This is a genomic window from Bradyrhizobium sp. Ses1, assembly GCF_059512365.1.
The window spans coordinates 1-25,241 of record NZ_JCAMOQ010000053.1 but is presented as its reverse complement, the minus strand read 5'-3'; the positions used below and the strand labels follow the sequence as shown (position 1 = coordinate 25,241).

Here is a 25,241-nt window from a genome sequence, read left to right as displayed (position 1 = left end):
CGATGATAGCGATACAGGCGCGTTCTTCGGCGTCCATTCGGTTGCATCCGCGGTGCGCCTGGCCTTAATTGGACCGGGCGGCAGCAACTTATCGAGCCGATCCGCTAGTGACCGGAGGAGATCCCTGTCGTGTCTGTTTCGTTCAACACACTGGATCTGAACCTGCTCAAGGTCTTCGATGCCGTCATGGAGGAACGCAGTGTGCTGCGAGCCAGCCAGAAGGTTGGACTCAGCCAGTCCGCCGTGAGCCACTCGCTGGCGCGGCTCCGCGAAATCCTGGACGACGACCTGTTCGTGCGCACAGCGACAGGCATGCAGCCGACGGCGCGCGCGCTGACGATGGCGCCCCAGGTTCACGAGGCCCTACGATCATTGGAGGCCGCGGTCGAACTTCCGACCTTCGTCCCGGCGAACTCCACCAAGCAGTTCACGCTGGCCGCCAACGACTTCACCACGATGGTGCTGGCATCTCCGCTTCTGAAGATACTCGGCCGTGAGGCTACCACGATCGACCTGGTGATTAAGCCGGTGACGCGAATCGACCTCGCCGAGCAGATCGACCTTGGCCGCATCGACGTCGCCGTCGGCGTCTTCTCGGTCCCGCCGAACCGCTTCCGCTCCGCCCTGCTGTTTGAATATGACGACGTGCTCATCGTTGGGGGAAAGCGCGAACTCGGCCAGCTGGACAAGGCGAAACTGGCGGAGCTGCCGCTGGTCGTCGTCTCCTTTGGCGGCGAGCAGGAGGGCGCGATCGGCGGTTTCATCTCCGAGCGAGGTCTCGCCAGGCGCTCGGAAATGTACGACCGCACCGCGCTCGAGCGGGCGCTCGCCAATAGCGACCGGCCGCCGCGTATCGCAGTCTCCCTGCCGCATTTTCTTGCGCTGCCCGCCTTGCTGGCGGATACCGAGCTGGCGGCTATCGTTCCGCGTCCATTGGCGAGAATGCTCGAGCAAACCCATGCAATCACGACCTGCGAGCTGCCTTACACCACGACACCCGTCGAGGTCCGGCTACTGTGGCACGAGCGTGTCGAGAACGAGCCGTCCCACGAATGGCTTCATGACGTCCTGCGGCGCGCGACCGAGGAACTCAGGCGCCGCGCGAGCTGACGGCATGCCGCGCCGACGACCGATCGCGCCCGCTTATCTGGCTGCCATGATACCGGAAAGTGGCACCCAACGCTCGCCATCGAAGCGTTGTGGCCGGAGCGATTTGATCAGGCGGTAGTCGTCCGGGCTCGTGTTGACGGTGATGCCCGGGAACAGGCCCGGTAGCGTTACGTTCTTCAGGGACGTGGCGTGTTTCATGATGTTCTGCGGCGTAAGGTCATCGCCGCACGCTTCGATCACCTTGGTCATAAGAACGGCGACGTTCCAACCGGTGAAGTTGAGCTGATCCTCAATGTCTCCGTTGGGGTAGTATTTTTTCATGAAGGCCAGCCACTCCAGATAGGCAGGGTCGTTGGCCCATTCGGGATCGCCCACGGTCTTGGTCGGCGTGGCCGAAATCGCACCCTTCGCGTTTTCGAGCCCCGCCGGCTTGAGGATCGTCGCCACGAAGTTGCTTCCGATCGGCAGGAACTGCTGGGCGCGCCATCCAAGCTCGCTCGCCTTGCGGATCGCCTGCGAGGTGAATTTTCCGGCCGACGCGTTCAGGAAGACATTGGCATTGCTGCTGGCCAGCGACACGACCTGTGAATCGACGGTCGGCGACGCCACCTCGTAGGGCGCTATAGCAACGATCTCTGCCTGCGGGTCGAGCCGCGCCAGTTCGGCCTTGAAGCTGCGAAGATATTCGCGTCCGTAGTCATCATTTTGGTAGAGCACCGCAACGTGTGCCCGCGGAATGGTCTCGGAAACGAGCCGCGCGTAAATCGCCGCCTCGGTGCTGAACAGGGTCATTCCCGAGATGGTGTATGGGCTGGTCTTCGGGTCGGCAAAACGGTCGCTGGCGGCGAAGACAAAGAGCTAAGGTACCTTCCGTCCATTCAGATATTTCTGGACCGCCGCGTTCTGCGCGGTCCCCATGCTGCCGAAGATCGCAACGGCCTCATCATTCTCGACTAGCCTTCGCGTCTGTTCCACGGCCTTTGGCGGGCTATAGCCATCGTCGAGCGAGATCAGCTTGATCTTGCGGCCATTGATTCCGCCGCGTTCGTTGATCATCCGGAAATAACGGGTCTGGACCTTGCCGACCGCGCTCAGCGCCGATGCCGGACCGCTATAGGGCATCGTCTGCCCGAGGATCAGCTCGCCCTCGGCCGCCTTGGCGGCGCATAACGTGGCCAGTGAAACCGCGAGAAAGAGTATTGGGCCAAGTCCCCGCATGCGACCTCTCCAATACTTACAATATTTCTTACTCGAAATATTCTTCCTAGGAAGGTATTTGTCAATATCTGAGCGAGGGGGCGCATCGCTGCGCATCCCGCCCGTACCCGGAGCTTGGACGAATACCAGGAACTTGCCGCGCGACACCTGAATTCGAGGGTGCTAGATTGCACCAAGACATGGTGCCGGCGCCGTTGGCGCAGGACTAGCGAGGGTAGAAAGGAATGACGAAAAAGAGCGTGTCGCGCGGTGCGGGGCCGGTCACGAAACAGACGCCAAAGCACGATGGCAGCCTTTACGACGACATCGAAGCCGCCTGGCTTGAACAGCGCCCCGATCTCGACCTGACCGCCGCCTTAACACTGTTGCGGCTGGAGCGCGTCAACCAGCTTCACGAAAAGCGGCTGCAGGACATCTCGAAAACCGTCGGCCTGCAGACCGGCGAGCTTTACGTCCTGCTGGCGCTCAGACGCTCGGGAAGACCATACGAGTTGCGCCCGACCGACCTGTTCCGCGCTCTGCTCGTCACCTCGGGCGCCATGAGCAAGCGGGTGGCGCGGCTCCAGGAAGGAGGGTTCATCCTGCGCGTTTCGGCCAACGATGATGGCCGCTCCGAGCTAGTCCGCCTCACTGCCAAGGGCCTTGCGACCGCCGACCGCGGCATTACCGAGATCGCGAAAGTCGTGGAGAGCGTGATCGACGCGAGCGGGCTCAGCAAGGCCGAGATCGGGATGCTCGACCGCTGCCTGCGCAAGCTTCTGGCGGTGAAGACCGTGAAGCTGACAAAGAAGATAGGCCGGCTCGCGGTGACCGGTTAGGGACGCGACGTCATGCGACGGTTTTCTCGTCCGCCTTCAGCAGCGACTTGATGTCGATCGAGCAGTCTCCGGCCTGCTCCGGTGTCGGAGAAATGCCTGCGGCAATGAGGCGCCGTGCTACCATCTGGTCGCCGGGTCTGTTGATGCTGTCGGCCGCGACCAATCTCCCCTGCCTGTAATGGAACACAGAGAACCTGCCCTCCTCGACAGAGCCGCGGGTCACGATCTGATCGCTGCGTCCGGAGAGTCCGACGATTTGCAGTTTGAGATCGTACTGATCCGACCAGAACCGCGGGACGCCGTCGTACCGCTCGTGCCTTTCCGCGGCAGCGAGCCCCGCCGTCCTGCCCTGGTCCTGCGCGTGCTGGACCGATTCCAGCCTGATCCACTCATCTGCGAACCGGTTGAAATGATTTGCGCAGTCGCCCGCAGCGTAAATGCCGGGTACTTTCGTGCTGCCGTGCTCATTCACGACGATTCCATTGCAGCATTTCAGCCCGGCGGTACTTGCGAGTTCATCATTGGCGATTCCGCCAATGCCCACGACGACGAGATCGGCAAGCAGACGAGTGCCGCTGCCGAGAACGAACCTCGGCGATCCTCCCATCATGCCCGGTCATCGCAACCACGGTCTCACCCAGCCTCACATCGACGCCCGCCTGTGCATGGGCATCGAGCAGGAAACGCGAGACAATCGTCGATACGGCGCGTTCAAGCAGCCGGGAGGCGGCCTCGATCACCGTGACCTTCTTGCCTAGCTTTGCCGCCGAGGCAGCAACCTCAAGTCCAATGAACCCGCTCCCGATGATGACGATCTCGTTCGCCTGCTCCAGTCGCCCCTTGAGATCGCAGGCATCAGTGAGAGATCGAAGATAGCAAATCCCATCGAGTTCGGCGCCGGGGACCAATATGCGCCGCGCCCGCGATCCGGTGGCGACCACGAGACTGTCGAAGTCGAGCCGGGCGCCGCCTGCAAGCGCGACCTGTTTCGCTTGCCGGTCAATCTCCACGGCCCGTTGTCCCAGTACGAGGTCGATCCGGCTGCTCTTGAAGAACGCATCATCGCGCAGAATTAGCTGCGGCTCGCGGACTTCGTTGAGCAGAAAATCCTTTGACAGCGGCGGTCGTTGATACGGGAGCGATTTCTCCTCGCCCGCGACGGTCACAGGTTCGGCGTAGCCGGCATCACGGGCGCTGAGCGCCGCCTGAATACCGGCGTAGGACGCCCCGATGACAACAAGCCCGTTCACGATTTGATGTCCGCCGTGTTGTCGCGGAGATCCTCATTCCCAGCCTCGCCGTCGAGATGCTCATAGACTTCGCCATCGCGTATCTCGACCTTGAATGCCCTGATATCCTTGTAGGCGCCTGAGCGGCACCTGCCGTCCCGTACATCGAACATCGCACCATGCAGCGGGCATTCGACGACATGTCCCTCGAGAAAGCCGGTGGAAAGCAGGGCAAACGCGTGCGAACAGACATCGTCCGTTGCGAAGATTTCGTCGCCGACCCTGTAGAGAGCGACGCGCTGATCGCCGACCTTGAAGCCGACCGGCTCTCCTTCGGACAGCTTCGAGGCAGCGCATATATGCTTCCAAGTCATGGCTATGACCTTTCCTGGGCCGGGCAATGAACGCGGATGCGAGATCCGCGCCTGATTTCAATCAGCGGGGAATCTGTCGCCAGTCGTCGGAGGCGGACGCCAGCCGGCCGCCGACCGCGCGGATGTCCTTGTAGGACATGCTGTCGCTCTGGGCGCTCTTCGGCAGCTTGCCGTCCAGGAAGCCGCGCACTTCCTCAAGCAATTGGCGACGTACCCGCACGATCGCTTGGTCCGCCGAGCAGAGATATTCCTGCGAACGATCTACGATCGGCCCCATGCTGACCATCACCACGAAATCCTCGATGACGATCTCATGAAAGCCGGTGCTGTTGCCGGCATCGATGATCTGGCGATTTTGCCCCCAATTGTTGGACTTATTGCCCGGAAGACCGCCGGCCATCGGCCACTGATTGGCCCGCTGCACCTTGCGCCAGGAGTCCACCGGCTTCTCCGGATTGTAGTAGATGTACCACTGGATCAGGTTCTCATCGTCGATCGGCACCGCGACGATCGCGGTACGGTCCTGTTGCGGGCCGGAATAGATCGGCGCGATCAATCCGTAATAGGGCATTACGAACTCCGTGACGCGGGCGAGGCATGATCCATCGGGCGCAGATCGAAGCGCGGCGGCGCGAAAGCCGTACGGCTTCTTCTCGAACGCATAGCTGACTTCGCTATTGACCCGAGTCGCGCCGAAATCGGTTGCCGAGGTCGCGGTCCAGCTCTGGTGCAACAGAGCGACATGCGAGGAGTCAATGGTCGCCTCGACGCCCTGCAGCCAGTTCGCATTGAGCTCAATGCCGGCCGCGTAAACCTGGTCCGGTGGCAAATCCATCCATTCGAAATCCGGCGCGGGCGGCGCCGTTCCCTCGCCCAGCCAGACCCAGACCAGCCCAGCTCCTTCGCGCGTCGGATAGGATTTCACCTTGACCGTCTTTGCGAATTCCTTCGGGCTATTGGGCTCGTTGGGTACGTCGAGCACCTCTCCACTGGCACTGATTTTCCAGCCGTGGAACAGGCAGGTCAGCGAGCAATCACCGACACGCGCGAGCGCAAGAGAGGCACCTCTGTGCGGGCAAGCTTCGTCGAGGAAGCCAACGGCTTCGTCCGTCCCCCTGAACGCAACGAAGTTGCGGCCGAACAGCTTGACGCGCACCGGCGCCTCACCCTTGCGCACCCGCACCGAGAGAACGGCAGGCAGCCAATAATGCTGACGCAGCATTCGCCCCATCGGCGCATCACCCGTGACGCGGCACAGCAACTCATTCTCTTCCCTCGTGACCATAGCGAGACTTCCCTGATTGACGCGTTTGATTATCTCTGCCTATTATCTTCCTGGGAAGATTTTTGTCAACGCATCTTCCTGAGAAGGAATGCGGAGATGATATGGTCGAGGGACGCCTGAGGGATTGTGTCGCGCTGGTGACGGGCGGAAGCCGCGGAGTCGGAAAGGGAGTGGCCATCGGACTGGCAGAGGCCGGAGCGACGGTGATCGTCACCGCGCGCACGCGCAGCAGCGGCGGCTCGGAATGGCCGGGCTCTCTCGATGAGACCATCTCGGCAATCGACGAAGCGGGAGGCAGGGGCATCGGCCTCCTGTGCGATCATACCGACGACGTTTCGGTGAGGGACGTCTTCGACCTGATCCGGCGCGACCACGGCCGGCTCGATGTCCTCGTGAATAACGTGTTTGCCGCGCCGGACGTCATGCCGATCAACGTTCCCTTCTGGCAGATTTCAACCTCGCTGTGGGACACCCTGCATCGCGTTGGCCTCCGCTCGCATTTCGTTTGCAGCCAGTTCGCTGTCCCGCTGATGCTGCCGCAAAAAAGGGGCCTGATCGTCAACACGTCGTCCGGCGGCGGCGTCCGCTACACATTCAACGTCCCATTCGGCGTACAGAAAGCCGGCGTCGACCGCATGGCCCGAGACATGGCGCATGAACTCAAGCCGTTCGGCATTTCCGCAATCTCGATCTGGCCTGGATACATCAAGAGCGAGAAGCTTGCGGCCCAACCCGATCGTGTGCCGGCGGCACTTGCCAAGCTCATTACCGAGAGGGGCGAGACACCGATCTTCGTCGGGCGCGCGATCACGGCGTTGGCTGCCGACCCTGATGTGATCGCCAAGACCGGGCAGGTCCTGCTCGCCTCCGAACTGGCGACGGAATACGGCTTCACGGATGTTGACGGAAGAATCCCACCGCCGCCAAGCCGCGATCCCGCTCCGCTTTCGATATTCAAGCCGATCGTCAGACCTTGAGATCAAACAGGAGAGGCCAATGAGCGTTGCACTGGGAATGATGACGCCGCTCGCGGAGCGGGACGGGCGCCGGCTGTCGCTGGCAATCGTTGCGGGTTTCGCCTGCGCGGTGGCGATCGGTAGAACGTTGCCGCTGGCGATGGATCCGATATCGGGCATTCCGACGCCGCTATGCGCCGAGAGCGCCTCGTCCGGCTCATCGCTCAACAAGGTCGACGTGATCAGTTCACACGCCTTGCCGAATGTACCCGGCAAGCGCGTGACCGTGGTCCGCGTCACTTACGGACCGGGCGGCTTTACTCCGCCGCACCGCCATGGTGGCTCGGTGACGGCCTACATTACAAAGGGCGAAGTGCGCTCGCAACTCGAGGGCGGTCCGCTGGAGACATTTGAGGTCGGACAGTCGTTCTTTGAGCCACCGGCCGCGATTCACCTCGTTTCCGCCAATGCAAGCAATAGCGAGTCGGCCGAATTGATCGCTGTCTTCGTGGCTGATGAGGGCGCGGAGTTGACGGCGCTTCTCAATCGGTAGCCGCTGACAGCTCCACTAACGTCGCGCAGGCTCTGTAGCGACTGCTGCGATTCGCCGCCTGTTTTGTGGCGTGCGCAACTCCTGACACAACACCGGCCCCCTTCCCCGCCGAAAGCGTGGTGGTTGGCTCCTCGAGCCCGTCGGGGTCTAGCAAGAAGATCGCGAGCGAACAGTTGCCGCGCGCTGGAGGCTATCCATCTCTATTTTTTAAACCTGTCTTCGCGCTCGTCGAAACGCCCGATCAATTGCCATAATCGCATCAGCATCGGAGCTCCGAGCGAGTTCAGATCAATTGTGTGGCCCCTCTCTCGTTTGGGCACTTCCGCATAAGCTCTTAGAGCACGGTGAACCGCAGCCGATTGTGAATAGGCAGATCGGCATCCAAGGTTGACCCTATGCAGATCACTCAAGCGTATGAACGGCCGTCGAAAACTCTTTGCACGCTGGGGTCAACCTTGGACGCCGAAAGGGGCCAACGTTCGAAGCCGAAACACACTCGGCTTGAGCAAATCAGGTCCGCTATTCACCCCTGACCAAAGCTAGTTCCTCTCGGCTGGCGCGCCGCTTTCTTGCGGTGCGACAAGCGTTCGCATAGCGCCCCTTATCCGAAGAGCCGACTAAGAACTGACATTGCGGGGGGTCTGCATCGGGCGATCGAAAGCGTGCGTTTCGACAAAGCCGCATGCGGATCTAGTAGCCAGTAGACCCATTTTCATCCACGCTCAACCGCCGCGTCGCGAAGGCGGGATCACATTTCGTTCGTTGACCGAGCCGATGGATACCACCACCCCGTCAGGGCGACTTCCTGTTTCAAGCGAGCAGCCATATTTCAGGGCTGCGTCAGGGAAAGGCATCCAGATCATGCCAATAAACCCGTCTGCGATTCGATCGACCGCCGTATTCCTGTGTTCGGCTTTTCTTGCTTTTGGATATGCTGCCCCCGCAACCGCCGATGCGGCAGCGCCACCAAAAGGAGACTATTTCCATACCGGGGCCGGCGCGTACTATCTGGAGCGCGCCAAGGGCGACATCATCACCGTGCCCTTGCGCGGCAACATCAATGTCCTGATGGGATCCGGGGGGAATATCGTGGTTCTGTCGGGAAGCGAGGGCAAGTTCCTCGTCGATGCCGGCATCAAGCCGTCGAAAGACAAGTTGCAAGCGGCTCTCGATAAGATCGGCCCGTCACCCTTGAAATATGTCGCAAACACCCATTGGCACTGGGATCATACCGACGGAAATGAGTGGATGCAGGCAGCCGGCGCCACGATCATTGCACAGAGAAATACGCTGAAGCATCTTTCCGATACCACTCGCATCGATGATTGGAATTGGACGTTCGCTCCCGTTCCGGCCGGCGCGCGCCCGACGATCATCGTGGAAAATGAGAGGGATTTCACCTTTGCGGGCGACTCCATAAAGGTGGAACATTTCGGCCCCGGCCATACTGACGGCGATGTGTTGGTGTACTTCGAAAAGGCCGATGTGATGGCCTTCGGCGACACGCTCTGGAACGGATACTATCCGTTCATCGACAACGAACACGGCGGCAGCGTCAATTCGGCCATCGCCTGGGCTAACAAGGCTATCGAACGCACCACGGATCAAACAATCCTGGTTCCCGGTCATGGGCCGGTCGGCAACCGCGCTCAATTGATTGAGTTTCGCGACATGCTGGTCACGGTGCGCGATAAGATCGCTGCACTGAAGTCACAGGGGAAATCCCTCGAAGAAATCATTGCGGCGAAGCCGACCGCGGCCTTCGACGACAAATGGGGACGATTTGTAATCGATCCGGAGTTCTTCACCAAGCTTGTGTACGAAGGACTGTAGACGGTAGCCGTGGCCGTGCCGCCATCGACAAAAGGGCAGATCGCTGCCACGCGGCAATCCAGGCTGCAGTGAAATTGAAACGCTGCCTCGCGAGTTGGAATATTAGCAAAGAGGCGTGGCCGGCCTCAATCTTGACGCTGGACCGCTGCGATGGAGTGACACATGTCTGAAAGCTTGGTCGTCGTCGTCTCCTCTCGCCCTTTCGATGACACGCTGAATGCGCTGATCGCCAGCGTGAAGCACAGGCAGGTCGAGGTGTTCGGCATGGTCGATCACGCCGCCAACGCGCAGGGCGCAGGCCTTACGCTTGGCCGCACCACCGTGGTGACGTTCGGCGGGGTCTCAAGCAGCTGAAAGCAGCCGGGCTCACGATGCCGATCGGAAGCCTCTCCATCGATGAGCTGACTGCGGAGGCAGGCGGCAACGCGGCCGAGGGCGTGTACTACACGGGAGACTATTTCACGGGCATCGACAATCCCGAGAACAAACGCTTCCTCGAGGCGATGAAGAAGAAGTTCGGAGCGGAGCTGAAGACGCCAAACGCACTTTCCGAGCAAGAGTACGACGGGCTGCACGCGTATGCGATGGCCGCTGAAAAGGCTGGCACCACGAATGCGGATGCCATCATCAAGGTCCTGCCCACGGTCGTGTTTGAGGGGCCGCGCGGGTCCGTTCAGATGAACAAACAGCACCACGCGCCGCTTCCGATCTACTTGGCGCAAGTCCAAGCCGATGGCAAGACGAAGGTGCTGAGGGACTTTGGGCTGATCGATCCGGGTGACCAGTGCCCGACTCGCTGATAGTGCAGGAAAAGCAGGAGGCTGATCGCTATGTACACGATCGAACTCTTCGACGTCGTCACGACGGCGGGGGTCCTGTACATCGTGGCGCTCGGCCTCCTGATCGTCTACGGTGTCCTGAAGATCATCAACCTTGCACACGGCGCTTTTCTTGCGCTTGGCAGTTATGCAGCAGTCGTTGCTACTTGGCTTGGCTGGAATCCGTGGAGCGCGTTGTTGATCGCTCTTGCGGGCGGTGTCGTGGTCGGAGCGGTAACGGAGTGGCGAGTGCTTCGGGGCCTCTATGTCCGGCCGCTCGACACGATCCTCGCGACTTGGGGTCTGAACATCATCATTGTCCAGAGCATTACGCTCTATTTCGGACGCGAGATTCAGTTCACTGAGAGTGCCATCACACAAGCCGTGAGCGTCGGCGGAGTCACGTATTCGCTGTATCGTCTCGTCCTGCTCCTCGTTGCAATCGTGCTGGGCGTCGTCGTGTGGCTGGTCATGCGCCGAACCCAGATTGGCCTCGTAGCCCAAGCGGTCATCATGAACGAGGAGCTGGCACAGGCGCTCGGCATCAACACCCGGTTCGTCCGCTTTGTTACCTTCTGCCTCGGTGCTGGCCTGGCGAGTCTGGCCGGCGCCTTAATCACGCCACTTGTGAGCGTGCACCCGAACCTTGGTGTGCCCTGGCTGATCAACGCATTCATGCTAGTGCTCGTCGCCGGGGTGTCACTTGGCAATCTAGCACTCGCTGCCTTGATCCTTGGTGGCGCTCAGGTGCTGGTCAGCTCGTACGGTAACCCCGTGCTTGGAAGCCTCACCATCATCATCCTGGCCGTGATCATCCTTCGATTCCGTACAATTGCGACGTGAGCGGAAAGCCCGCGCCGGTAACCGGATTAGAACGCTGTGTGATGTACTTCCGGACAGGACTAATGCTCATTCTGCTGCCTCTGTACAATCGCCATATTTGGCCGGCCAATTGCAACTAGAGGGTTGCGGACACCTTGGCCCGGCGCGCCGAGTTCATAGTGCGCAAACTCGTTATACCCACAATCAAAGGAGCCGAGCCATGCTCTCGCGTCGTTCCCTCGTTTTTGCAGTGGTTGCCGCAAGCACAGCCTTCGCGGCGCCGGCTTTCGCCGTCGAGACCCGACCGTTCGATGCTGACTCCTTCGCGGCGGCGCAGGAGGCAGACAGGCCGATTTTGGTTGCGATCCATGCGTCCTGGTGTCCGGACTGCCAGAAGCAGAAACCGATCCTGAGCGAATTGACGGCACAGCCCGAGTTCAAAGACCTCATCTACTTCACTGTCGACTTCGACAATCAGCAGGACGCGGTGAAGTTTTTTGGCGCTGGTAGGCCTTCCACGCTGATCGCGTTCATAGGCAAGACTGAAACCGGCCGCTTGGTAGCCGACACTGAGCGTTCCGCTATCGCCGTGCTTTTAGCTAAGACGCGCCCGGCCAATCGGGGGTAGCGATCAGTCCGGCCCGGTCAAGGCGGCCGTGATGCCGCCGATCTCAGCGTCGACGAGACGCGCGGTCGCCGAGGATGAACTGGCGCAGGCGATCGACCTGCTCCCGCCCGCCCAAAGAAAAACCCGGCACTGAGGCCGGGTTATATGTTCGACATAATTTCGCCAGCGCGAGGCCGGCGGATTTGAATTCATCCGACTCTTAGATTTTCGGCGGACGTCTTGCCCCTGTTGGTCATTTCTTCGTAGCTCACCGTGGTCCCCTCATTGAGACCGCTCAGCCCCGCTTTTTCTACGGCCGAGATGTGCACGAAGACATCCTTGCCGCCTTTGTCGGGTTGAATGAACCCATAACCTTTCGTTGCATTGAACCACTTCACAATACCTGTCGCCACGCCGGCACTCCATTTTTTAACCAATGGCGGTAATTTAGTGCGGCCCGACGGTCCAGGGCAAGAGAAACCCGCCTGCACCCTGCGCCCGGCAGCTCGGTCCATTACCCGGGCCGAGCTGTTTTTCTCCGGCTCTGGGCCCCGTAGTCTCTTCGTCCGCCTCTTGCCCATCGGCACGGCTAGCGAGGCGACGCGGAACAGTCCATTTGTGGAAACGTTGAATGGTCGCACACAGGATCCATGTGTGTAGCGCCCAAAGGCAGCTCGGTCCGGATTTGTCCCCTGGGCCGGGCTGCTACTATGTGGGCCATTTCACAAGACGTCCGGCAGCGTCTTGCTAGCATCCTTGGTGCTGGCATTTTTTGGTAGCCGGCCGCGTCAAATCAATGAGATAGCCCAGAGCATCAATCAGTTCGTGCGCGCCAGCTACCGCATGCAGCACAACAAGTTCGGCCCCTCTCTGGACATGCCGGCCTTCCAGGAAGGCGTGACGCGGCTCGACCATCAGCCGGGGACTTTGGAGCGGTTAAAGGTGGGGACATGAAAACCCCGCCGTAGCGGGGCTGATAACCGTCAGGCGCAGAGAAGGAATCGCTCGGGTTCCTGTTCGGTTTCCCTCTTCCTACGAAGGATCTCTTCGAAGCGGCGCTTGTCAACGCCCTCTCCCACTCGGGATCGTCGCATAGCGACGTCACCGCCGCCCTGCGCCGCGCTCATGCAACAGGGTTGGGGTACAACCGGGTTGTCCGCTCCGCCCCACCTCTCGCGCGTACCCGAGCGAGTGATATTCAATCAGCCGGTTGAAGTTGCTGTTCGTCGCCACGGGCGAGCCGTGCGGCTGCGAGAAGGTCAGCACACCGCCGGCAAGCAGGCTGGTTTGGAACCGATTCTTCGTCGCAAGGTTGGAAGCGCGCACACACGATCACCAACCGTGCTGTGCACTGTCCCCTAGCAGCTCGGTCCGCACCTGACCGGGCTGCTTCTTTTGGGCTCCGAGCCCGTAGACCCCACGTCAATCCCCAAGGCCTAGCGGCTTGCTCTGGCGGCGCCCGGACGCGATGCTTAGGAGATGGGTACGAAGTCCAGAGAGAGCATTTTTGGCGCATCAGTGCGAGCGGCAGCCGAAACAAGCGGCCGAGGCGCGCAAGGCCGCCGATCGGCTCGCCTGCGAAGCCTGGAACAAGCGCATGCTTGCGTTTCAGGGACCGGCGCAGCCCTCGCCTGCCCTCGGCGACGCACTCAATGCCGGCTACACCTATCTCGAGGTGAAGTGCCTCGGGTGCGAGACGCACCAGACCGTCGCCCTCGATATCGTCCGCCGGCCGACGACGACACCGATCCACGAGCTCGAGCGCTACATGCGCTGCAAGTTGTGCTCGGACGAGCGCGGCTATCCCTACAAGCGGAGCCACCTCGTCGCGCTGCGACCGACCAAGATCTCGGCGCAGGATCCGCCCTCGACCTGGTGGCCGGACGAACGCTAAGGACCCCTGATGTGCAATCTCTACTCCATCACCACCAGCCAGGAAGCGATCCGCGCGCTGTTCCGGGTCGTCAACCGCTATGTCGGCAACCTGCCGCCGATGCCGGGCGTGTTTCCTGATTATCCGGCCCCCGTGGTACGCAGTGCCGCGGCCGGCCGCGAGATGGTGCTGATGCGTTGGGGCATGCCGCCGCCGCCGCGAACCGGCGGCCCGCCCGTACCAACATCCGCAACACGTCCTCGCCGCATTGGCGCGGCTGGCTCAAGCCGGAGAACCGGTGCCTAGTCCTTTCAACAGCTTCGCCGAATACGCGCCAGAGCCGAACCCGGAAACGAAGAAGAAGGATGTCGTCTGGTTCGCGCTGAACGATGACCGGCCGCTCACAGCGTTTGCCGGGATCTGGACCGAGTTCAAGGGCGACCGGGGCAACAAGTCGAAGCCGATTCCGGGCCCTCACCTCGTCTATGGCTTCCTGACCACCGAGGCGAACGCTGTCGTCAAACCGATCCATGACAAGGCCATGCCGGTCATCCTGACGACGGATGAAGAACGCGAATGTGTGGCTGCGCGCGCCGTGGGATGAGGCCAAGGCGCTCCAGCGGCCGCTGCCGGATGATGCTCTGGAGATAGTGCTGCGAGGCCCTGACAAGGAAGATAGGATCGCCGCATAGGGTTCGGTAAATTTCTTCGAGATGGAGCTAACGGGCCAGAACACCGAGCGCTCCTCGACTTGATCGGCACGCTGATCGATGACTGATCGCACGCGGCCGCCCCGTCGTCCATCGACGGACGATCAGGCCCACTTATCTTCTTCGCGGCGGGCTTCGTCCTCATTGAGGCGCTCGGCCACGTCATCAGCGACAGGTGAATCTTCAGTGGTCGCGATCGGCGTGCCGTCCTGCTTCGTGATCTTTTTGCCTTCGGCATGCACTGGAAAATCATCGGGCTTCAGCGGCTTCTTTGAAGTCGACATCGCGTCTCCCTCCTGTGAGCCGACACAATAGCACGCGCTCCAAGAAACGGGGCCAGGACCCTCGCTTAGCTAGGTGCGTCCACTTCGGGACACGCGCTCACTCGTTTTCATCCTCGCTAAGTTCCCGCTCTGCCTGTAACCAGAACTCTAGATCCCAGCCCGTAGGCCGCCCGTGCTGTTCCCAGAGTTCGTGGGCACGAGCCCTGGTTGCTTGCTTGGACCGCCGCGCAGCTAAGCGCCGTTGCAGGCTCTCCCCCGATCCTTCGACGAACGCCTTGAGCCGCTGATAGGTCGTTTGGTCGGTTATCTCGGAAGCAAGCCGCTTCGCCTGTGCGAGTTGACGCTCTAACTCTCGGCGATCGGTACTCTGGCTCATGGCCGCCTCCGCCTAGTTAAAACGGCGGCGGCAAAATCGTTCATTTTCAGTTTGCCTCTTCGGGAAGCCGGATCACGAGGCGCGACCCGCTCCACAGCTCGACGCGGTGGCTATCGACCAGCCGCCGAGCCCTTTCGATCGCTACTTCATCATTAGGGCAAACCATCGGTTCAAAGGCGATGATATGGCCGTCCGGCCCGACGGTGTAGGCCCGGTACTCCGGCATGGCTACCGCGGCGCCCGCGCGCAGGGCGAGCTAAGCCATTCATCAATGCGCGAGGCTGTTTCGCTTTGCCGCGCCCTTCGCAGGAGGTTTTCACGCTCTTTCGCGGGCGGCAGTTTTTTGGCTTGCTGGCGGGCCGCCTTAGCGTGTTCGACCAAGCGATCGCGAAGGGACAAAACTTGTTTGAAACGGCGCCGCTTCATGCGCGCTCCATCCTTAATGCAGGCGGGAGCACAACACTCTCAGTCACCGCTAAATGGCCTTGGGATGGGACGGTGATGAAGCGAGCCTACGCCCAATCAGTGCTGGCTTCGGTCTAAAAGTGCACACAGCCCTCGGTGTGCAGTTTCTGAAGCAGAAGGAACTATGAGGCCGGCCAGGAGTCGAATCTGCGCCTCCGGCAAAAGCAGCCCGAGCCGGAGGAAAACCTCGGCGAGGTCAACGTCGGGCTCTGTTTGCGTCGAAAGGTGGAGAAAGTGACCTACATCCACGAACGGAAGGTGCTCACCGCAGCCCAGCGTGAGGCTCGACGGGCCTTCAAGGAAGCGGACACCAAAGTAGCGATGTCCGAGTATGAACGCGCTCAACAGGTATTCCATGCAAACCACGAGCGCCTAAAGGCGGAACGATTGGCTCGAGAGGCCGAAGCCGCGCGGAAGCTCAAAACCTGATGGATGCACGAAAGCGGCACCTACGTGAAGATCACGCCTGAGGGCGCCGATCTGTTCGCGTAAGTCACTACAATAGGGTCCCTCGACTAGGATCATTCCGATCTCCGGTCATCGTCATCGGACCGATTGGCGGTGAAGTTCGCGGTCAACGAAACAGGCCGCCATTGTAATCTATACGAAGCAAAGCTCTTTGGCGTATCAGCAATCCGGCATTCCCGCCGGACGTGCTGACGCATTTCCAGTGGAGCCGGTTGAGCCAGCGCCAGAACCGGTTGGGCCCGGCATGGTTGAGCCCACAGTCGTTTCGGGTGCCTTTTCCGACGATGATGCACCAGCGGCAGTCGGGTTCTTTTCGCGAATGATGTTGCTGCTGACATCCCAGCATTGCTTGGGCGTGACGCCCTGATCGCGGTTTGCTGTAACGCCCGTTCCTTGTGCGTTTGCGAAGCTGGTGACTGCCAAAAGGGTGGCGGCGCCACAAACCGAAGCGAAATAGATCGTCTTCATGGTTCTTTCCTTCTCATCTGACTGCGGGCGCTCAGTGAACCGGTGGACGCCTGAGAGCGGCCCCGATAGCCTGACTGCCGTCGGCAGCCAAGTCGCCCCCGAATGAGGGTCGCTGTGCTAGCCTCAGCCATTCTTCGGAAAGCCGCAGCAGTTGCTGCTTATCTGTCGGACAAATCGTCTTCGCAGCTTGTTGCCGGTATTGCTCGGCTCGCGTCCGGCAAATATCTCCGTGCTCAGCCATGACCTACACTGCCTGGGCGCTCGCTCCCTGGCGCCGATTGGCCCCGCATCAACTTCAATTCAGCCGGCCCGTTTAACGTTCCTAGCCCTCCGACTCCGGCTAATTCGGGCTGAAGCTGAGACGCCTCGGCTATGAAGCCGAGGCCCCAGGGGTCGGCGGCTGGCTGGCCGTTCGATTGGCACGGTATGGACGCTGATAATGTAATGCGGGCCGAGCCGTTCCTATCTCTTGCGCGCGAGACGCTTCTCGACCCGCTTGCGGCTGTTGCCAACCTTCTTCACCGCCTTCTTCACGGCGGTGGCCGATCACGGGTCTTCTTGGATTCGTAGCTGACTTCGTGCCGCTGCCGGCCGGCAACCCGCGCCCGGTCCTGCTTGCGGCCACGCGTCGTCTGCTTCTTCGATTTTGCTATTCCGGCCTCCCTTGCTGTCATGACGCAACGCGGGAAGCGGTTTTACGGTTCGGGCCGTCGGAACGATTCGCCCTACGCTCGCTTGAATCCGCCTTCGTTGCGTGGAGTTTTCCGAGTGGCGTTTCAGCGTAAGAAGCCGGCGGCGATCGGCACCAAAGCGCCATACCCGGGCTTTATTGAGCCGGCTTTAGCGACGCAGGTCGAGCGCGTGCCTTCCGGGACGCGCTGGATTCACGAGATCAAGTTCGATGGCTATCGCGTCCAGCTTCACATTGCCAACGACGACATCAAGGTATTCACCCGGCGGGGAAACGACTGGACCAAGCGCTTCAAGAAGATTGCCACCGATGCCTACGTGATCAATGCCGGCTCGGCGATCATCGACGGCGAGGTCGTGGTGCCGTCACCGGACGGCACCACCGATTTCTCGGTCCTGCAGAACGAGCTAAAGGGCAAGTCCGCCACGATCGTGATGGTGGCCTTCGATCTGCTCTACCTCAATGACTACGATCTTCGGAAGCTGCCGCTGGTTGAACGTAAGACACATCTCAAGAAGCTGATAGATCGGACGCCAATCCAATTCAGCGAAGGCTTTGAACTCGACGGACGCGAAATGTATCAGCACGCCTGCAGGGTCGGGCTTGAGGGCGTGGTCTCAAAAGTGCGAGCCAGCCGTTACGCATCGGGCCGCGGTGGGGACTGGGTGAAGGTGACTTGCCGACAACGGGAGACGCTGACCATCGCCGGCTTCGCCCTGGACGAAGGAAAATGGGATGGGATCTATAAAACAAGATGCCTCGTTCTCCGATGCCGATGATGTAGGCCTTAACGTCTCGGCCTTCGTGACAATTTCCGAGAGGCCCCTTCCGGCGTTTGCGTTTGCCATGCGATTGCGAGAGAAATCAAAGGCAAGCCACCAAGCAGCGATCACCGAATAACCGAAAATGGCGAGCAACACAGTCGTGCTTGTCATCGGCCAACGCAGCCAGAGCGAATCTATCACGATAAATGCGTAGGGAACGAGGACCACATTTAATAGAACAGTCCTTGCTGGTTCGAGAAAATGTACGTAGCCGAAAGAAGCAGCAATGATCACGCAGAGCAGCACAGTGATGATGATTTTCTGTGCCCGAGTCAGATCACGCTTCGCCCGCGCTGCTGCCATCGCGGTCGGCACGAGGAAGATTGCCACCGAGAACGCTACGGGAAAATACCCTACGGCCACCAGCAGGTGCTCGGGAATTGTGAAAAGGTCAACTCCGCTGAGCTGATAGCGAGCGACCTCCCAACTGATCGCCAGCGAGCTTGCGAACAAAGGTACTACAATGAGGATGTCCTTGAGTTCAAATCGTTGCTCGGAATTATCACCCAAGGCTTCCCCGAATAACCTCCGCGCGGCCCGTTCGCGCACGCAATGGTTGATAGCCGGGCCGCTTCGTGCTGGCAACGGTTCCTTCTCCTTGGTCTCCGGTTACACCCGAATAGGCTATAGTCAGGCGAGCGGTTCGCGTTGAGAGAATCGGACCGCCGCTGCTGGGGGCCAAACGGAGTTGTCCGAATGGGTGTGGCAGGCTGGCGCCGCGCGCGTGTGAAGAAAACTCTGAGGGCGCGAACGGCCGTTGTCGCCGTGCTGGAGGACTTGCCGCTGATCTGCACGGCGGTGGTCGCCGTCGGCTCGATGATCATGATGGGGTTCATTGTCTACAGGGATTGGCCGCAGTGAGCGCTAACGCGTTAGCCGTCATCGTTCGCTGATCCTCGTCATCTGCCCGCAGTGCCGGCAGAAACCTTCTGCTCGATCAGAGTATTTCCGGTTTTGGACCAAAGGCAGACATGCCAAGGCGGACATGCATTGCCTCAGATCAACTATCCCGCGACGCTACGTCACCGATGCCAAGCCCGTGAAAGCCCAAACGGGCCACGGATTGGCTGAGTCGTTTGACTTCGGAGCATTCGGCGCCTGCCTGACATTTGCGCGAGCAAGACTGGATTGAGAAGCAACGACACATGGAGGAAGGCAATGAAAGTAGGACGTGCATTTTCGCGTAGCCTGCTGGCGAGTATTGCCGCAGTGGCGGCGTTTACCATGCCCGCATCAGCGCAACAGCAGAAGCCACCAAACATCGTCATACTGATGACTGACGACAACGGCTGGAACGATTTTGGCGCCTATTCAGGAGGCGGCAAGGCGCTCGGCCATCCAACCCCAAACATCGACCGGATCGCCAATGAAGGCGCAACGTTCACGAATTGGTACGGTCAAGCAAGCTGCACAGCAGGTCGCGCATCGTTCATTACCGGACGCATTCCGATCCGCTCCGCGCTCTCCATTGTGGCTGTCCCGGGTGAAGAAAACGCGATAAAAAGGGAGACGCCGACCATCGCCGAGTTTTTCCAGAAGAACGGCTTCTCAACTTACTTTTCTGGCAAGTGGCATCTCGGGGACAAGCCCGAGGCCTATCCCATCGAGCACGGTTTCGATGAGATGAAGGCGTTCGCGGCGTACTATCCGGGCGTCTACACCTATTCCGACACTTCCAAATATTTCCATCCGTGGTTTCCCTCCTACAATCCAGAGTTCGCAAAGGCATATTTCGACATCGTCAACATGTACGAGTGAGAAGGCGTTGCGGGACAACCAGCCAAGAGAGGCGAATACATCACCTACGAGCGCCTTGCTGACTTCGACGTCCGTCAAGCCGACTATGCAATCGACTACATCAAGAGCCATGCCAAGGATGCCAAGCCATTCTTCATGGACGTCAATTTCATGAAGATGCACAACCCGAGCAACGCCTCACAGAGGTTCGCTGGGAAGTCACGGCTGGGCGACTACTCGGACTCGTTGCTGGAACTGAATGACGACATCGGTCGAATTATGGACGCGATCCGCTCGGAGGCGCCCAACACGATTGTCATCGTGACGGCGGACAATGGGTGCGTGGCAGGACGCCTATCCCGATGCGGGCACGACGCCATTCCGTGGTGAGAAGGGCACGGCGTTTGAAGCCGGGTGGCGCGTGCCGGGCTTAATGTGGTGGCCCGGAAAAATTCCGGCGGGCGCGAAGTACGACGAGATGATGTCACATATCGATTGCTGGGCGACGCTGGCCAAAATGGTCGGCCTTACCCCACCGCCGCACGGTGCATGGATCGACAACAACGGCAAGCCTATCTACTTCGACAGCACTGACAACAGCGACTACATTCTCGGAAAGGCGAGGCATTCCGCACGACGATCATGGGTCTACATTGACGGCGAAGATTTCATGGGCGCGCACGCCGATGTGGCAGGTGATCCGAGTAACCCCGACGTCAACATCGCGTGGAAATATTTGTGGACCGCCAAGGACACCTGGCTGGGACCGGAACAGAACCTCGGCGCGACTGGCTCGGTCTACAACCTGACGATGGACCCTTTCGAGAAGTACGACATGTTGTTCAACGGTGCGGTGTCGCCACGTATGCCAACGCAGTCGCCGGGCAAGTTCGCTGGACAGGACAACGGCTGGGCCGCAGCGCTGATCGTTCCGGTCGTGATGGAGCTCAACACGTCGGTCGTTGACTTTCCGAGCATGAAGCGGGTGCCGGGCGGAGCCTCTACTGACTGGAGACCCAAGCTTCAACGCCCGGATAACCCGGTGCCGTTGTTGGATATGCCAAACGTCAAGGGCAGCGGCGGGTAGTGGTTGGGCCTGCGTGATCGACCATACCATCGACGAAGGGCGCCGATTGCGGACTAGCGCCCCTCGAATATACAGAACAGGCAGCCGCGCCAGCGTAATGACCGGTATTGGCCCCGAGCCGAAGTCACTCGAATTGGTTCGACCGCAACCGCGGGTAAACCAGACGTACGTGCGCTAGGCTTAACCGCCGCTCATGACCCAACCGGTCATGGAGTGGCTGCTGTTCGACAAGGCGCTATGCTCCCGCCCCGCAGGGTATCTGCAATCGTTTGGAGCGGGAGCAATCGAAGACCGGCACAATCAGATCACGTTAGCTAGTCTTCTCCACCTTTGGCGGCATCCATGTACCATCGACGATTGAAGGTGGGTTTTCATCCGGCCAGTACATGCGGAGCATCAGCTTGAACTTGCCGCTTGGTGCTGGAAGCCAATTCGACTCCTTGTCAGGGCCCGGCGATTGATTTTGGATGTAGAGGTCCGTTGAGCCATCAGCGTTGGTCTTCAGATCTTGGCGAGGACTGATAGAGTAGCGATTGATGGGATTGGCGACGAAGAAATAATTGGCGTCATACATCGTGACAGACCAGAAGCCGCGCGCAGGTGGCAACTGTCCTTTGGGAAAGCGCAGGAGGTATTTGTTAGCTCCATCGTAATCGTGATCCTCGGCGTCCCTCTGGGAGAACGGGTAGATGGCATCTTGGGTGCGGTTTGCGCCAAGGCCGATGGCAGTTACTATGGCGCGGTTTAGATAGTCCGTTCCGTATATTCCAGTCTTCGTGTCGTATATCCAGCCGTTGACGTGCTTCACGGCGTCGTTCACCTTCGTTTGAAGAAGGATGCGATCAAACGCGAGCTGCGGGATACGTTTAGCGAAATCCGCCCGCAGCTTGCTGGCATCAAAGTCTTTACCCGGCACCAGCCCGATTTTGGCGAAGCGCGCGACTTCGGGGGCATCTGCCGCATACGGAGGGTTGTCCTTCATCAATTGCGCGAGGAGCGTGAAAAATTCCACCGCGTCCATTCGATTGACCTGGTCTCGCACCGGCGTCTTCATATCGATGGACGGGTCGACCGTCCCCGCCGACGGCGTGTATTCCTTCCCGTAAGAACTCAGCGGGACCATCTTCAATTGATCTTGCAACGCATGGACGGCAGCATAGTCCTCGGGTGTACCCGTGCAGTAGAGGCGTCCGATGAGCCAAACAATGTTCGTCGGAGACTTCAATTCCTTTACACCTGATGGCAGGGCGCCGCTCCAGTTCGGACCGGTAATTGCGTAGGTCTGCGCTCCGGTGCCTGTTGTTCGCGTTCCCGGTACAGCAAAGACGGTAGTCCATCCGTCCAGCATCGGCAGCAGGAAATATCGACCCTTCATGTCAGGAACGCTGAGCACCCAAGGTTCTTTGTCGACGTAGAAGAAACCGGAGCTGTACAGCGTGTCTGCATTTGGCGCCGTTACGTCACGAAAAGATGCGTTAGGGTATTGGCGCAGGTTGATGATCTGACCCATCGGGCCGCGTGTGCCCTCTACTTTTGGCCGGTTTGTAATAACCCTGCGCGTCATCTCCACTGTGACGAGCGGATAGCCATAGATGTAGGCGTCCGTGGCCAGCCAAAAGTCCTCGGCTCCCTCCACGATGTCAAATATCGGTCCGTCCTCCGCCCGCAGCGGGGACAGACTCAGGGCGGAGCAAGCTGCAAGAAGCCCGGCTTTCAGTGCAACACGGCGACTTATGTTCATCGCTCTCTCCTGTCAGGATGCCGGGGACGGCATTTGTCGTCCTTGGCGTGAAGCAATTGCTTCTAGATCATCCTCGACCAGCCATTTCGGTCAGATCAATTGATTGATCTAGATCAATGGTCCGCTTCAGACCTTATCCACCTTTAGGGTATGAAGCGCTCACCTCTGGCCAGCTCGAAAGACGAAGCGATGTCGCCCAAGCCGGCGCGCTCGGAGGAGGAGGCGCGTCGGGTTATAGAGGAGTACGCGGACGATCTGCGGGAAATCATCAAAGAGCTTCATCAGTGGCTAAATTGAGCCGCTGCCCCGTTGCCGCTTCTTCGCTTTCAAACGTCGCCTTCTGGCCCAAATCCGAAGTCCACCGCGGCTTTCAAACTGTCACCTTCCGGAGGTAAAGCGGAAACGGTAGGCCGACCGCCGGACGGCGCTTTTGACCCTGGCTGTGCAAAACGCGAAATATCGAAACGCGACGAGAACTACGTTCTTCAGCTCGTTCTTTAAGTTCAGTGCCGTTGCGAGTTGGAGGGCTAAGAGGCTCTTGGACGAATAACTTGTTCGATGGCGCATCAAGTGCTGAGCGTTTTCACACAGCCAAGACCCTGACCAGAAGTTAATTGTTCGTAAAGGCTAGTCAGCCGCCGCGTGCGCAAGCACGGCGTCGAGCGGCGGCCGTAGCCTTCGCCAACAAGAAGAGTCGTGTTGCCTTTGTGAAATTGATTGCCGCCGCGCTACGCACTTTTCGCTGCACGGACCGCGGGTTCCCCTCCCAAACAACCGACGGTCAGTCCGAGTGATGCCTAGAAGACGCCTGGAAAAAGTCGTGAACAAGGTAGCAGATAACGCGTCAAACCTGCGACTCAAGGCTTTGCCCGTTGGGGCTTGGGGCTTTCATCACTCGACCTGGGGAGGGTTGTGATGGACAGACTGAAGCACTCGCTGGAAGACCGTGAAGCGCCAAGCTGCCCAACCTGCGGCAGCGAGATGCAGTGGTGTCGATCGGAGCTTGTTAGATTTGTCCCCGCAACCAATCTGCATCTGTTCAACTGTCCGACCTGCCTTCTGTTGGCAGAGTCAGAGACGGTTAGCGAGCCGGTTCAGGTATCTCCCGACAAGCTCGCGGTAGCCGGTTTCCGTTTTTTTGCCGTGGCGGCATAGGGGGCAGCGGGTTACGAAGAGCGATGCCCGCTGTTACGTACGGTCGAAGAGAAGACCGCGGCTGAATTGGCTGCCGAGATGCGGGCTGGCGTGCCCCTCGATGTTCTTCCGGCGTCTATGAGCCGGAGCGCGTCGCCGCGGCCCGCGACGGCGACGCCCTGCAATGGCCGGGCAACCAACTCGCCCTTATTCGCGCCGGTGCCGAAGCCGACCATTGAAACCGGTGTTGAGGCCATGACACTTGCCGTGCTGAGCGTGTTCGACCAGCACGCGGGGGGAAAATAACCGTCGGCGACGCCTGATCTCGTTCCAGCACTGCTCGTCGGGCGCCCGGCAACGTGATCGAAGAGGACAATTGCTGCGATGAAGGAGTCCGGTGATGGCCCGAATGCGAAATCCGCGCGGGCTCTGAATGGTCTGCATATCTGGGCAGAGCGGAAGTGACTGGCTGGCTTCCTAAACGGCTTTTGACGCAAAGGCGACCTCCGTCTCCAGCACCCTAACCGTAGCAACGGCGTGGCCGCCGCGCACCTGCGCGGTCAGCCACATCAGCGAACCGGTTATCGCGATCACGACAAGATAAACCAAGAGCTGCATTTGCGTCGGCTGATCGGTATAGCCGATCAGCGTGTGCAAGGCGCGCCCGGGAATGCTGGCTTCGGACAACAGCCAACTCGAGTCCCACACGATGGTGTCGAGCGACGCTAGCCAGCCGGCGCGCTCAAGGAAAGCTGCCCTCGGCCACCGCCTGGCCGATCGCGCGCATCTCGACGGCAATCTCCCGACCGTGGCGCGCCATCCAGACATTGTGCCAGGTCAGCATCACAACGGCGACCCCGAGGACGGCGGCATTGAACAGCTCCTGGCCCATGCCTTCGAACAGCTGCGACAGGCGGCTGGCAAATGCCGCGACGAGACACGCCCCCGCAGCGCCTGCCAGCACGCCGCCGGCGACCCAGCGACCGCGGTGCGCGACCCCGCGCGTGACCGCGAGCACGATGCCGACGATCAGGCCGGCCTCGAAGACCTCGCGGAAGACGATGACGAGCGCGGCGAGCACGAGTCGGGCGGCCTATTCGACGACCAGGGCGCCACGCGCTTTCTCGTTGAAGTCATCATAGAACTCATAGCGCCCGGCCTTGAGAGCGCGGACGTTGATCACACCCTGGCTCTTGGCGGTGACGACCTTTTCCACCCTGAGCGAGGTGGTTTCGAACTCCATCGCCTTGCCGTCGAGATTCCTGATCCGGAACACGATCGGCTTGTCCGCCGGCGCCCGTATCTCGCGCGGCTGAAACTGCCCGTTGGAGTAGCTGATCTGAATTTCAGTCGCCTGCTGGGCCGATGCTGTCGACAGCGGCAGCATCGTCGTGCAAAGCGCTGCGAGAGCGAGCTTCCTGGTCATGGTCAAAACGTACGTCTCTTTGCCTTCCGCTGAATGTCTTTCTGAAAGCCGATCCCAAGACCGCGTCAGCGCGCGGCCTCAGAGCACCTTGCGGCGCCCTCACGCTGACCGACCGGAGTTCCCCCGGCCCATCAGAAACGAAATTGGAGCCGGCTGCCCGGATGAACCAGCAACCGCCACGCCTACAACGCGGGCCCTCTCCCGTTGAGCTAAGTCGGCTGATGGCTCGTACAGGCAGGACATTGGTACTGTCCTAACCCGTATTTCTCACACGACCAATTGCTCTGCGACGGGGATAGGATGATCTGGCGAAGGCGATGAGGAGCCGTGGCGC

Annotated in this window: 26 protein-coding genes, 1 tRNA gene and 7 pseudogenes; 18 read left to right on the top strand and 16 right to left on the bottom strand. The window is 60.1% G+C overall.

Translation table 11 applies throughout. From position 1 onward, the window contains the following. Positions 1 to 129: 129 nt before the first annotated feature. Positions 130 to 1,110 (top strand): LysR family transcriptional regulator, encoded by a 981-nt coding sequence (locus AC5ZG5_RS37540; protein ID WP_456671261.1) that lies wholly within the window; start codon positions 130 to 132, stop codon positions 1,108 to 1,110. 33 nt (positions 1,111 to 1,143) lie between these two features. Here AC5ZG5_RS37540 and AC5ZG5_RS37535 read toward each other — a convergent pair. Further along, positions 1,144 to 2,232: pseudogene (locus tag AC5ZG5_RS37535) on the bottom strand (ABC transporter substrate-binding protein). Between the two features lie 320 nt (positions 2,233 to 2,552). On the opposite strand from AC5ZG5_RS37535, the gene AC5ZG5_RS37530 reads away from it, so the two are divergent. Further along, positions 2,553 to 3,146 (top strand): MarR family winged helix-turn-helix transcriptional regulator, encoded by a 594-nt coding sequence (locus AC5ZG5_RS37530; RefSeq protein ID WP_456645934.1) that lies wholly within the window; start codon positions 2,553 to 2,555, stop codon positions 3,144 to 3,146. Between the two features lie 10 nt (positions 3,147 to 3,156). On the opposite strand, the gene AC5ZG5_RS37525 is transcribed toward AC5ZG5_RS37530, so the two are convergent. The 4 genes from AC5ZG5_RS37525 to AC5ZG5_RS37510 form a co-directional block, all read right to left on the bottom strand. After that, a complete protein-coding gene (locus AC5ZG5_RS37525; RefSeq protein WP_456645966.1) occupies positions 3,157 to 3,753 on the bottom strand; it encodes an oxidoreductase C-terminal domain-containing protein in 597 nt (198 codons plus the stop codon). Beyond that, positions 3,665 to 4,396 carry an NAD(P)/FAD-dependent oxidoreductase gene (locus tag AC5ZG5_RS37520; RefSeq protein ID WP_456645933.1) on the bottom strand — a complete coding sequence of 244 codons (732 nt, stop codon included), beginning with the start codon at positions 4,394 to 4,396 and terminating at the stop codon, positions 3,665 to 3,667. Before AC5ZG5_RS37520 ends, AC5ZG5_RS37525 begins: the two co-directional genes overlap by 89 nt. Beyond that, positions 4,393 to 4,749: a Rieske (2Fe-2S) protein gene (locus AC5ZG5_RS37515; RefSeq protein ID WP_456645932.1), complete on the bottom strand. Its 357-nt coding sequence runs from the start codon at positions 4,747 to 4,749 to the stop codon at positions 4,393 to 4,395. The genes AC5ZG5_RS37520 and AC5ZG5_RS37515 overlap by 4 nt, the downstream gene beginning before the upstream one ends. A gap of 61 nt (positions 4,750 to 4,810) precedes the next feature. Next, positions 4,811 to 6,034, bottom strand: a complete 1,224-nt coding sequence (locus AC5ZG5_RS37510) for a Rieske 2Fe-2S domain-containing protein (RefSeq protein WP_456645931.1) — start codon at positions 6,032 to 6,034, stop codon at positions 4,811 to 4,813. Positions 6,035 to 6,135: 101 nt separating this feature from the next. Here AC5ZG5_RS37510 and AC5ZG5_RS37505 point away from each other — a divergent pair, with 101 nt between their 5' ends. Further along, positions 6,136 to 7,011 carry an SDR family NAD(P)-dependent oxidoreductase gene (locus AC5ZG5_RS37505; protein ID WP_456645930.1) on the top strand — a complete coding sequence of 292 codons (876 nt, stop codon included), beginning with the start codon at positions 6,136 to 6,138 and terminating at the stop codon, positions 7,009 to 7,011. A 19-nt stretch (positions 7,012 to 7,030) separates the two neighbouring features. Continuing rightward, positions 7,031 to 7,543: a cupin domain-containing protein gene (locus tag AC5ZG5_RS37500; protein WP_456645929.1), complete on the top strand. Its 513-nt coding sequence runs from the start codon at positions 7,031 to 7,033 to the stop codon at positions 7,541 to 7,543. Between the two features lie 200 nt (positions 7,544 to 7,743). Here AC5ZG5_RS37500 and AC5ZG5_RS37495 read toward each other — a convergent pair whose 3' ends face one another. Continuing rightward, entirely contained in the window at positions 7,744 to 7,953 is a 210-nt protein-coding gene (locus AC5ZG5_RS37495) for a DUF2274 domain-containing protein (RefSeq protein WP_456645928.1), read from the bottom strand. 364 nt (positions 7,954 to 8,317) lie between these two features. On the opposite strand from AC5ZG5_RS37495, the gene AC5ZG5_RS37490 reads away from it, so the two are divergent. The 5 genes from AC5ZG5_RS37490 (at position 8,318) to AC5ZG5_RS37470 (ending at position 11,644) form a co-directional block, all read left to right on the top strand. After that, entirely contained in the window at positions 8,318 to 9,376 is a 1,059-nt protein-coding gene (locus tag AC5ZG5_RS37490; protein WP_456645927.1) for an MBL fold metallo-hydrolase, read from the top strand. A 162-nt stretch (positions 9,377 to 9,538) separates the two neighbouring features. Then, on the top strand, positions 9,539 to 9,730 hold the full coding sequence (locus AC5ZG5_RS37485) for a DUF302 domain-containing protein (RefSeq protein WP_456645926.1): 192 nt from the start codon (positions 9,539 to 9,541) through the stop codon (positions 9,728 to 9,730). A 17-nt stretch (positions 9,731 to 9,747) separates the two neighbouring features. Continuing rightward, positions 9,748 to 10,176: an ABC transporter substrate-binding protein gene (locus AC5ZG5_RS37480; protein WP_456645925.1), complete on the top strand. Its 429-nt coding sequence runs from the start codon at positions 9,748 to 9,750 to the stop codon at positions 10,174 to 10,176. Between the two features lie 30 nt (positions 10,177 to 10,206). Then, the gene (locus tag AC5ZG5_RS37475) at positions 10,207 to 11,037 is read left to right on the top strand and encodes a branched-chain amino acid ABC transporter permease (protein ID WP_456645924.1); all 831 of its coding nucleotides are present in this window, start codon (positions 10,207 to 10,209) and stop codon (positions 11,035 to 11,037) included. A 199-nt stretch (positions 11,038 to 11,236) separates the two neighbouring features. After that, positions 11,237 to 11,644 carry a thioredoxin family protein gene (locus tag AC5ZG5_RS37470; RefSeq protein ID WP_456645923.1) on the top strand — a complete coding sequence of 136 codons (408 nt, stop codon included), beginning with the start codon at positions 11,237 to 11,239 and terminating at the stop codon, positions 11,642 to 11,644. 188 nt (positions 11,645 to 11,832) lie between these two features. Here the strand turns inward: AC5ZG5_RS37470 and AC5ZG5_RS37465 are convergent, their stop codons facing one another. Next, positions 11,833 to 12,036: a cold-shock protein gene (locus tag AC5ZG5_RS37465; protein WP_456645922.1), complete on the bottom strand. Its 204-nt coding sequence runs from the start codon at positions 12,034 to 12,036 to the stop codon at positions 11,833 to 11,835. Between the two features lie 346 nt (positions 12,037 to 12,382). On the opposite strand from AC5ZG5_RS37465, the gene AC5ZG5_RS37460 reads away from it, so the two are divergent. The 3 genes and pseudogenes from AC5ZG5_RS37460 (at position 12,383) to AC5ZG5_RS37450 (ending at position 14,188) form a co-directional block, all read left to right on the top strand. Further along, positions 12,383 to 12,577: a hypothetical protein gene (locus AC5ZG5_RS37460; protein WP_496138717.1), complete on the top strand. Its 195-nt coding sequence runs from the start codon at positions 12,383 to 12,385 to the stop codon at positions 12,575 to 12,577. A 525-nt stretch (positions 12,578 to 13,102) separates the two neighbouring features. Then, positions 13,103 to 13,517: pseudogene (locus AC5ZG5_RS37455) on the top strand (hypothetical protein). Between the two features lie 9 nt (positions 13,518 to 13,526). Further along, positions 13,527 to 14,188: pseudogene (locus tag AC5ZG5_RS37450) on the top strand (SOS response-associated peptidase). Positions 14,189 to 14,310: 122 nt separating this feature from the next. Here the strand turns inward: AC5ZG5_RS37450 and AC5ZG5_RS37445 are convergent. The 3 genes from AC5ZG5_RS37445 to AC5ZG5_RS37435 all read right to left on the bottom strand — a co-directional run bounded on the left by AC5ZG5_RS37445 (position 14,311) and on the right by AC5ZG5_RS37435 (position 15,092). Further along, a complete protein-coding gene (locus AC5ZG5_RS37445; protein WP_130230057.1) occupies positions 14,311 to 14,490 on the bottom strand; it encodes a hypothetical protein in 180 nt (59 codons plus the stop codon). 97 nt (positions 14,491 to 14,587) lie between these two features. Beyond that, positions 14,588 to 14,866: a DUF2934 domain-containing protein gene (locus AC5ZG5_RS37440; protein WP_456645920.1), complete on the bottom strand. Its 279-nt coding sequence runs from the start codon at positions 14,864 to 14,866 to the stop codon at positions 14,588 to 14,590. A 46-nt stretch (positions 14,867 to 14,912) separates the two neighbouring features. Beyond that, the gene (locus AC5ZG5_RS37435; RefSeq protein WP_130230053.1) at positions 14,913 to 15,092 is read right to left on the bottom strand and encodes a hypothetical protein; all 180 of its coding nucleotides are present in this window, start codon (positions 15,090 to 15,092) and stop codon (positions 14,913 to 14,915) included. 473 nt (positions 15,093 to 15,565) lie between these two features. Between AC5ZG5_RS37435 and AC5ZG5_RS37430 the strand changes: the two genes are divergently transcribed. After that, entirely contained in the window at positions 15,566 to 15,760 is a 195-nt protein-coding gene (locus tag AC5ZG5_RS37430; RefSeq protein WP_245475087.1) for a hypothetical protein, read from the top strand. Positions 15,761 to 15,958: 198 nt separating this feature from the next. Here the strand turns inward: AC5ZG5_RS37430 and AC5ZG5_RS37425 are convergent, their stop codons facing one another. Beyond that, positions 15,959 to 16,267, bottom strand: coding sequence for a hypothetical protein (locus tag AC5ZG5_RS37425; protein WP_130230047.1), 309 nt, complete (start codon positions 16,265 to 16,267; stop codon positions 15,959 to 15,961). 462 nt (positions 16,268 to 16,729) lie between these two features. Next, a pseudogene (locus tag AC5ZG5_RS37420) lies at positions 16,730 to 16,941 on the bottom strand (DUF3606 domain-containing protein). A gap of 94 nt (positions 16,942 to 17,035) precedes the next feature. Here AC5ZG5_RS37420 and AC5ZG5_RS37415 point away from each other — a divergent pair. The 4 genes and pseudogenes from AC5ZG5_RS37415 to AC5ZG5_RS37400 all read left to right on the top strand — a co-directional run. Beyond that, positions 17,036 to 17,713, top strand: a pseudogene (locus tag AC5ZG5_RS37415) (ATP-dependent DNA ligase); the annotation flags it as partial. Between the two features lie 765 nt (positions 17,714 to 18,478). Continuing rightward, complete coding sequence (locus tag AC5ZG5_RS37410) at positions 18,479 to 18,643, top strand: hypothetical protein (protein ID WP_165435581.1); 165 nt, start codon at positions 18,479 to 18,481, stop codon at positions 18,641 to 18,643. Between the two features lie 297 nt (positions 18,644 to 18,940). Continuing rightward, a pseudogene (locus AC5ZG5_RS37405) lies at positions 18,941 to 19,909 on the top strand (sulfatase-like hydrolase/transferase). Further along, positions 19,854 to 20,606 (top strand): sulfatase-like hydrolase/transferase, encoded by a 753-nt coding sequence (locus AC5ZG5_RS37400; RefSeq protein WP_456645919.1) that lies wholly within the window; start codon positions 19,854 to 19,856, stop codon positions 20,604 to 20,606. Before AC5ZG5_RS37405 ends, AC5ZG5_RS37400 begins: the two are co-directional and overlap by 56 nt. A gap of 310 nt (positions 20,607 to 20,916) precedes the next feature. Here the strand turns inward: AC5ZG5_RS37400 and AC5ZG5_RS37395 are convergent, their stop codons facing one another. Beyond that, on the bottom strand, positions 20,917 to 22,347 hold the full coding sequence (locus tag AC5ZG5_RS37395; protein ID WP_496165509.1) for a DUF1254 domain-containing protein: 1,431 nt from the start codon (positions 22,345 to 22,347) through the stop codon (positions 20,917 to 20,919). A gap of 915 nt (positions 22,348 to 23,262) precedes the next feature. Between AC5ZG5_RS37395 and AC5ZG5_RS37390 the strand changes: the two genes are divergently transcribed. Beyond that, complete coding sequence (locus tag AC5ZG5_RS37390; RefSeq protein WP_456647178.1) at positions 23,263 to 23,502, top strand: hypothetical protein; 240 nt, start codon at positions 23,263 to 23,265, stop codon at positions 23,500 to 23,502. Positions 23,503 to 23,958: 456 nt separating this feature from the next. Here the strand turns inward: AC5ZG5_RS37390 and AC5ZG5_RS37385 are convergent. From AC5ZG5_RS37385 to AC5ZG5_RS37375, 3 genes and pseudogenes are all read right to left on the bottom strand, one after another. Beyond that, a pseudogene (locus tag AC5ZG5_RS37385) lies at positions 23,959 to 24,562 on the bottom strand (FTR1 family protein). Positions 24,563 to 24,574: 12 nt separating this feature from the next. Next, positions 24,575 to 24,907, bottom strand: coding sequence for a cupredoxin domain-containing protein (locus AC5ZG5_RS37380; RefSeq protein ID WP_456647179.1), 333 nt, complete (start codon positions 24,905 to 24,907; stop codon positions 24,575 to 24,577). Positions 24,908 to 25,051: 144 nt separating this feature from the next. Further along, positions 25,052 to 25,126, bottom strand: a tRNA-Tyr gene (locus AC5ZG5_RS37375). Positions 25,127 to 25,241: the final 115 nt, after the last annotated feature.

Bases quoted from the DNA above. Each gene is read 5' to 3' on its own strand.
- AC5ZG5_RS37530 (WP_456645934.1), top strand. From the start codon at position 2,553: ATGACGAAAAAGAGCGTGTCGCGCGGTGCGGGGCCGGTCACGAAACAG.
- AC5ZG5_RS37525 (WP_456645966.1), bottom strand. From the start codon at position 3,753: ATGGGAGGATCGCCGAGGTTCGTTCTCGGCAGCGGCACTCGTCTGCTT.
- AC5ZG5_RS37515 (WP_456645932.1), bottom strand. From the start codon at position 4,749: ATGACTTGGAAGCATATATGCGCTGCCTCGAAGCTGTCCGAAGGAGAG.
- AC5ZG5_RS37510 (WP_456645931.1), bottom strand. From the start codon at position 6,034: ATGGTCACGAGGGAAGAGAATGAGTTGCTGTGCCGCGTCACGGGTGAT.
- AC5ZG5_RS37505 (WP_456645930.1), top strand. From the start codon at position 6,136: ATGGTCGAGGGACGCCTGAGGGATTGTGTCGCGCTGGTGACGGGCGGA.
- AC5ZG5_RS37500 (WP_456645929.1), top strand. From the start codon at position 7,031: ATGAGCGTTGCACTGGGAATGATGACGCCGCTCGCGGAGCGGGACGGG.
- AC5ZG5_RS37490 (WP_456645927.1), top strand. From the start codon at position 8,318: ATGGATACCACCACCCCGTCAGGGCGACTTCCTGTTTCAAGCGAGCAG.
- AC5ZG5_RS37485 (WP_456645926.1), top strand. From the start codon at position 9,539: ATGTCTGAAAGCTTGGTCGTCGTCGTCTCCTCTCGCCCTTTCGATGAC.
- AC5ZG5_RS37480 (WP_456645925.1), top strand. From the start codon at position 9,748: ATGCCGATCGGAAGCCTCTCCATCGATGAGCTGACTGCGGAGGCAGGC.
- AC5ZG5_RS37475 (WP_456645924.1), top strand. From the start codon at position 10,207: ATGTACACGATCGAACTCTTCGACGTCGTCACGACGGCGGGGGTCCTG.
- AC5ZG5_RS37470 (WP_456645923.1), top strand. From the start codon at position 11,237: ATGCTCTCGCGTCGTTCCCTCGTTTTTGCAGTGGTTGCCGCAAGCACA.
- AC5ZG5_RS37445 (WP_130230057.1), bottom strand. From the start codon at position 14,490: ATGTCGACTTCAAAGAAGCCGCTGAAGCCCGATGATTTTCCAGTGCAT.
- AC5ZG5_RS37440 (WP_456645920.1), bottom strand. From the start codon at position 14,866: ATGAGCCAGAGTACCGATCGCCGAGAGTTAGAGCGTCAACTCGCACAG.
- AC5ZG5_RS37435 (WP_130230053.1), bottom strand. From the start codon at position 15,092: ATGCCGGAGTACCGGGCCTACACCGTCGGGCCGGACGGCCATATCATC.
- AC5ZG5_RS37425 (WP_130230047.1), bottom strand. From the start codon at position 16,267: ATGAAGACGATCTATTTCGCTTCGGTTTGTGGCGCCGCCACCCTTTTG.
- AC5ZG5_RS37410 (WP_165435581.1), top strand. From the start codon at position 18,479: ATGGGTGTGGCAGGCTGGCGCCGCGCGCGTGTGAAGAAAACTCTGAGG.
- AC5ZG5_RS37400 (WP_456645919.1), top strand. From the start codon at position 19,854: ATGGGTGCGTGGCAGGACGCCTATCCCGATGCGGGCACGACGCCATTC.
- AC5ZG5_RS37395 (WP_496165509.1), bottom strand. From the start codon at position 22,347: ATGAACATAAGTCGCCGTGTTGCACTGAAAGCCGGGCTTCTTGCAGCT.
- AC5ZG5_RS37390 (WP_456647178.1), top strand. From the start codon at position 23,263: ATGGACAGACTGAAGCACTCGCTGGAAGACCGTGAAGCGCCAAGCTGC.
- AC5ZG5_RS37380 (WP_456647179.1), bottom strand. From the start codon at position 24,907: ATGACCAGGAAGCTCGCTCTCGCAGCGCTTTGCACGACGATGCTGCCG.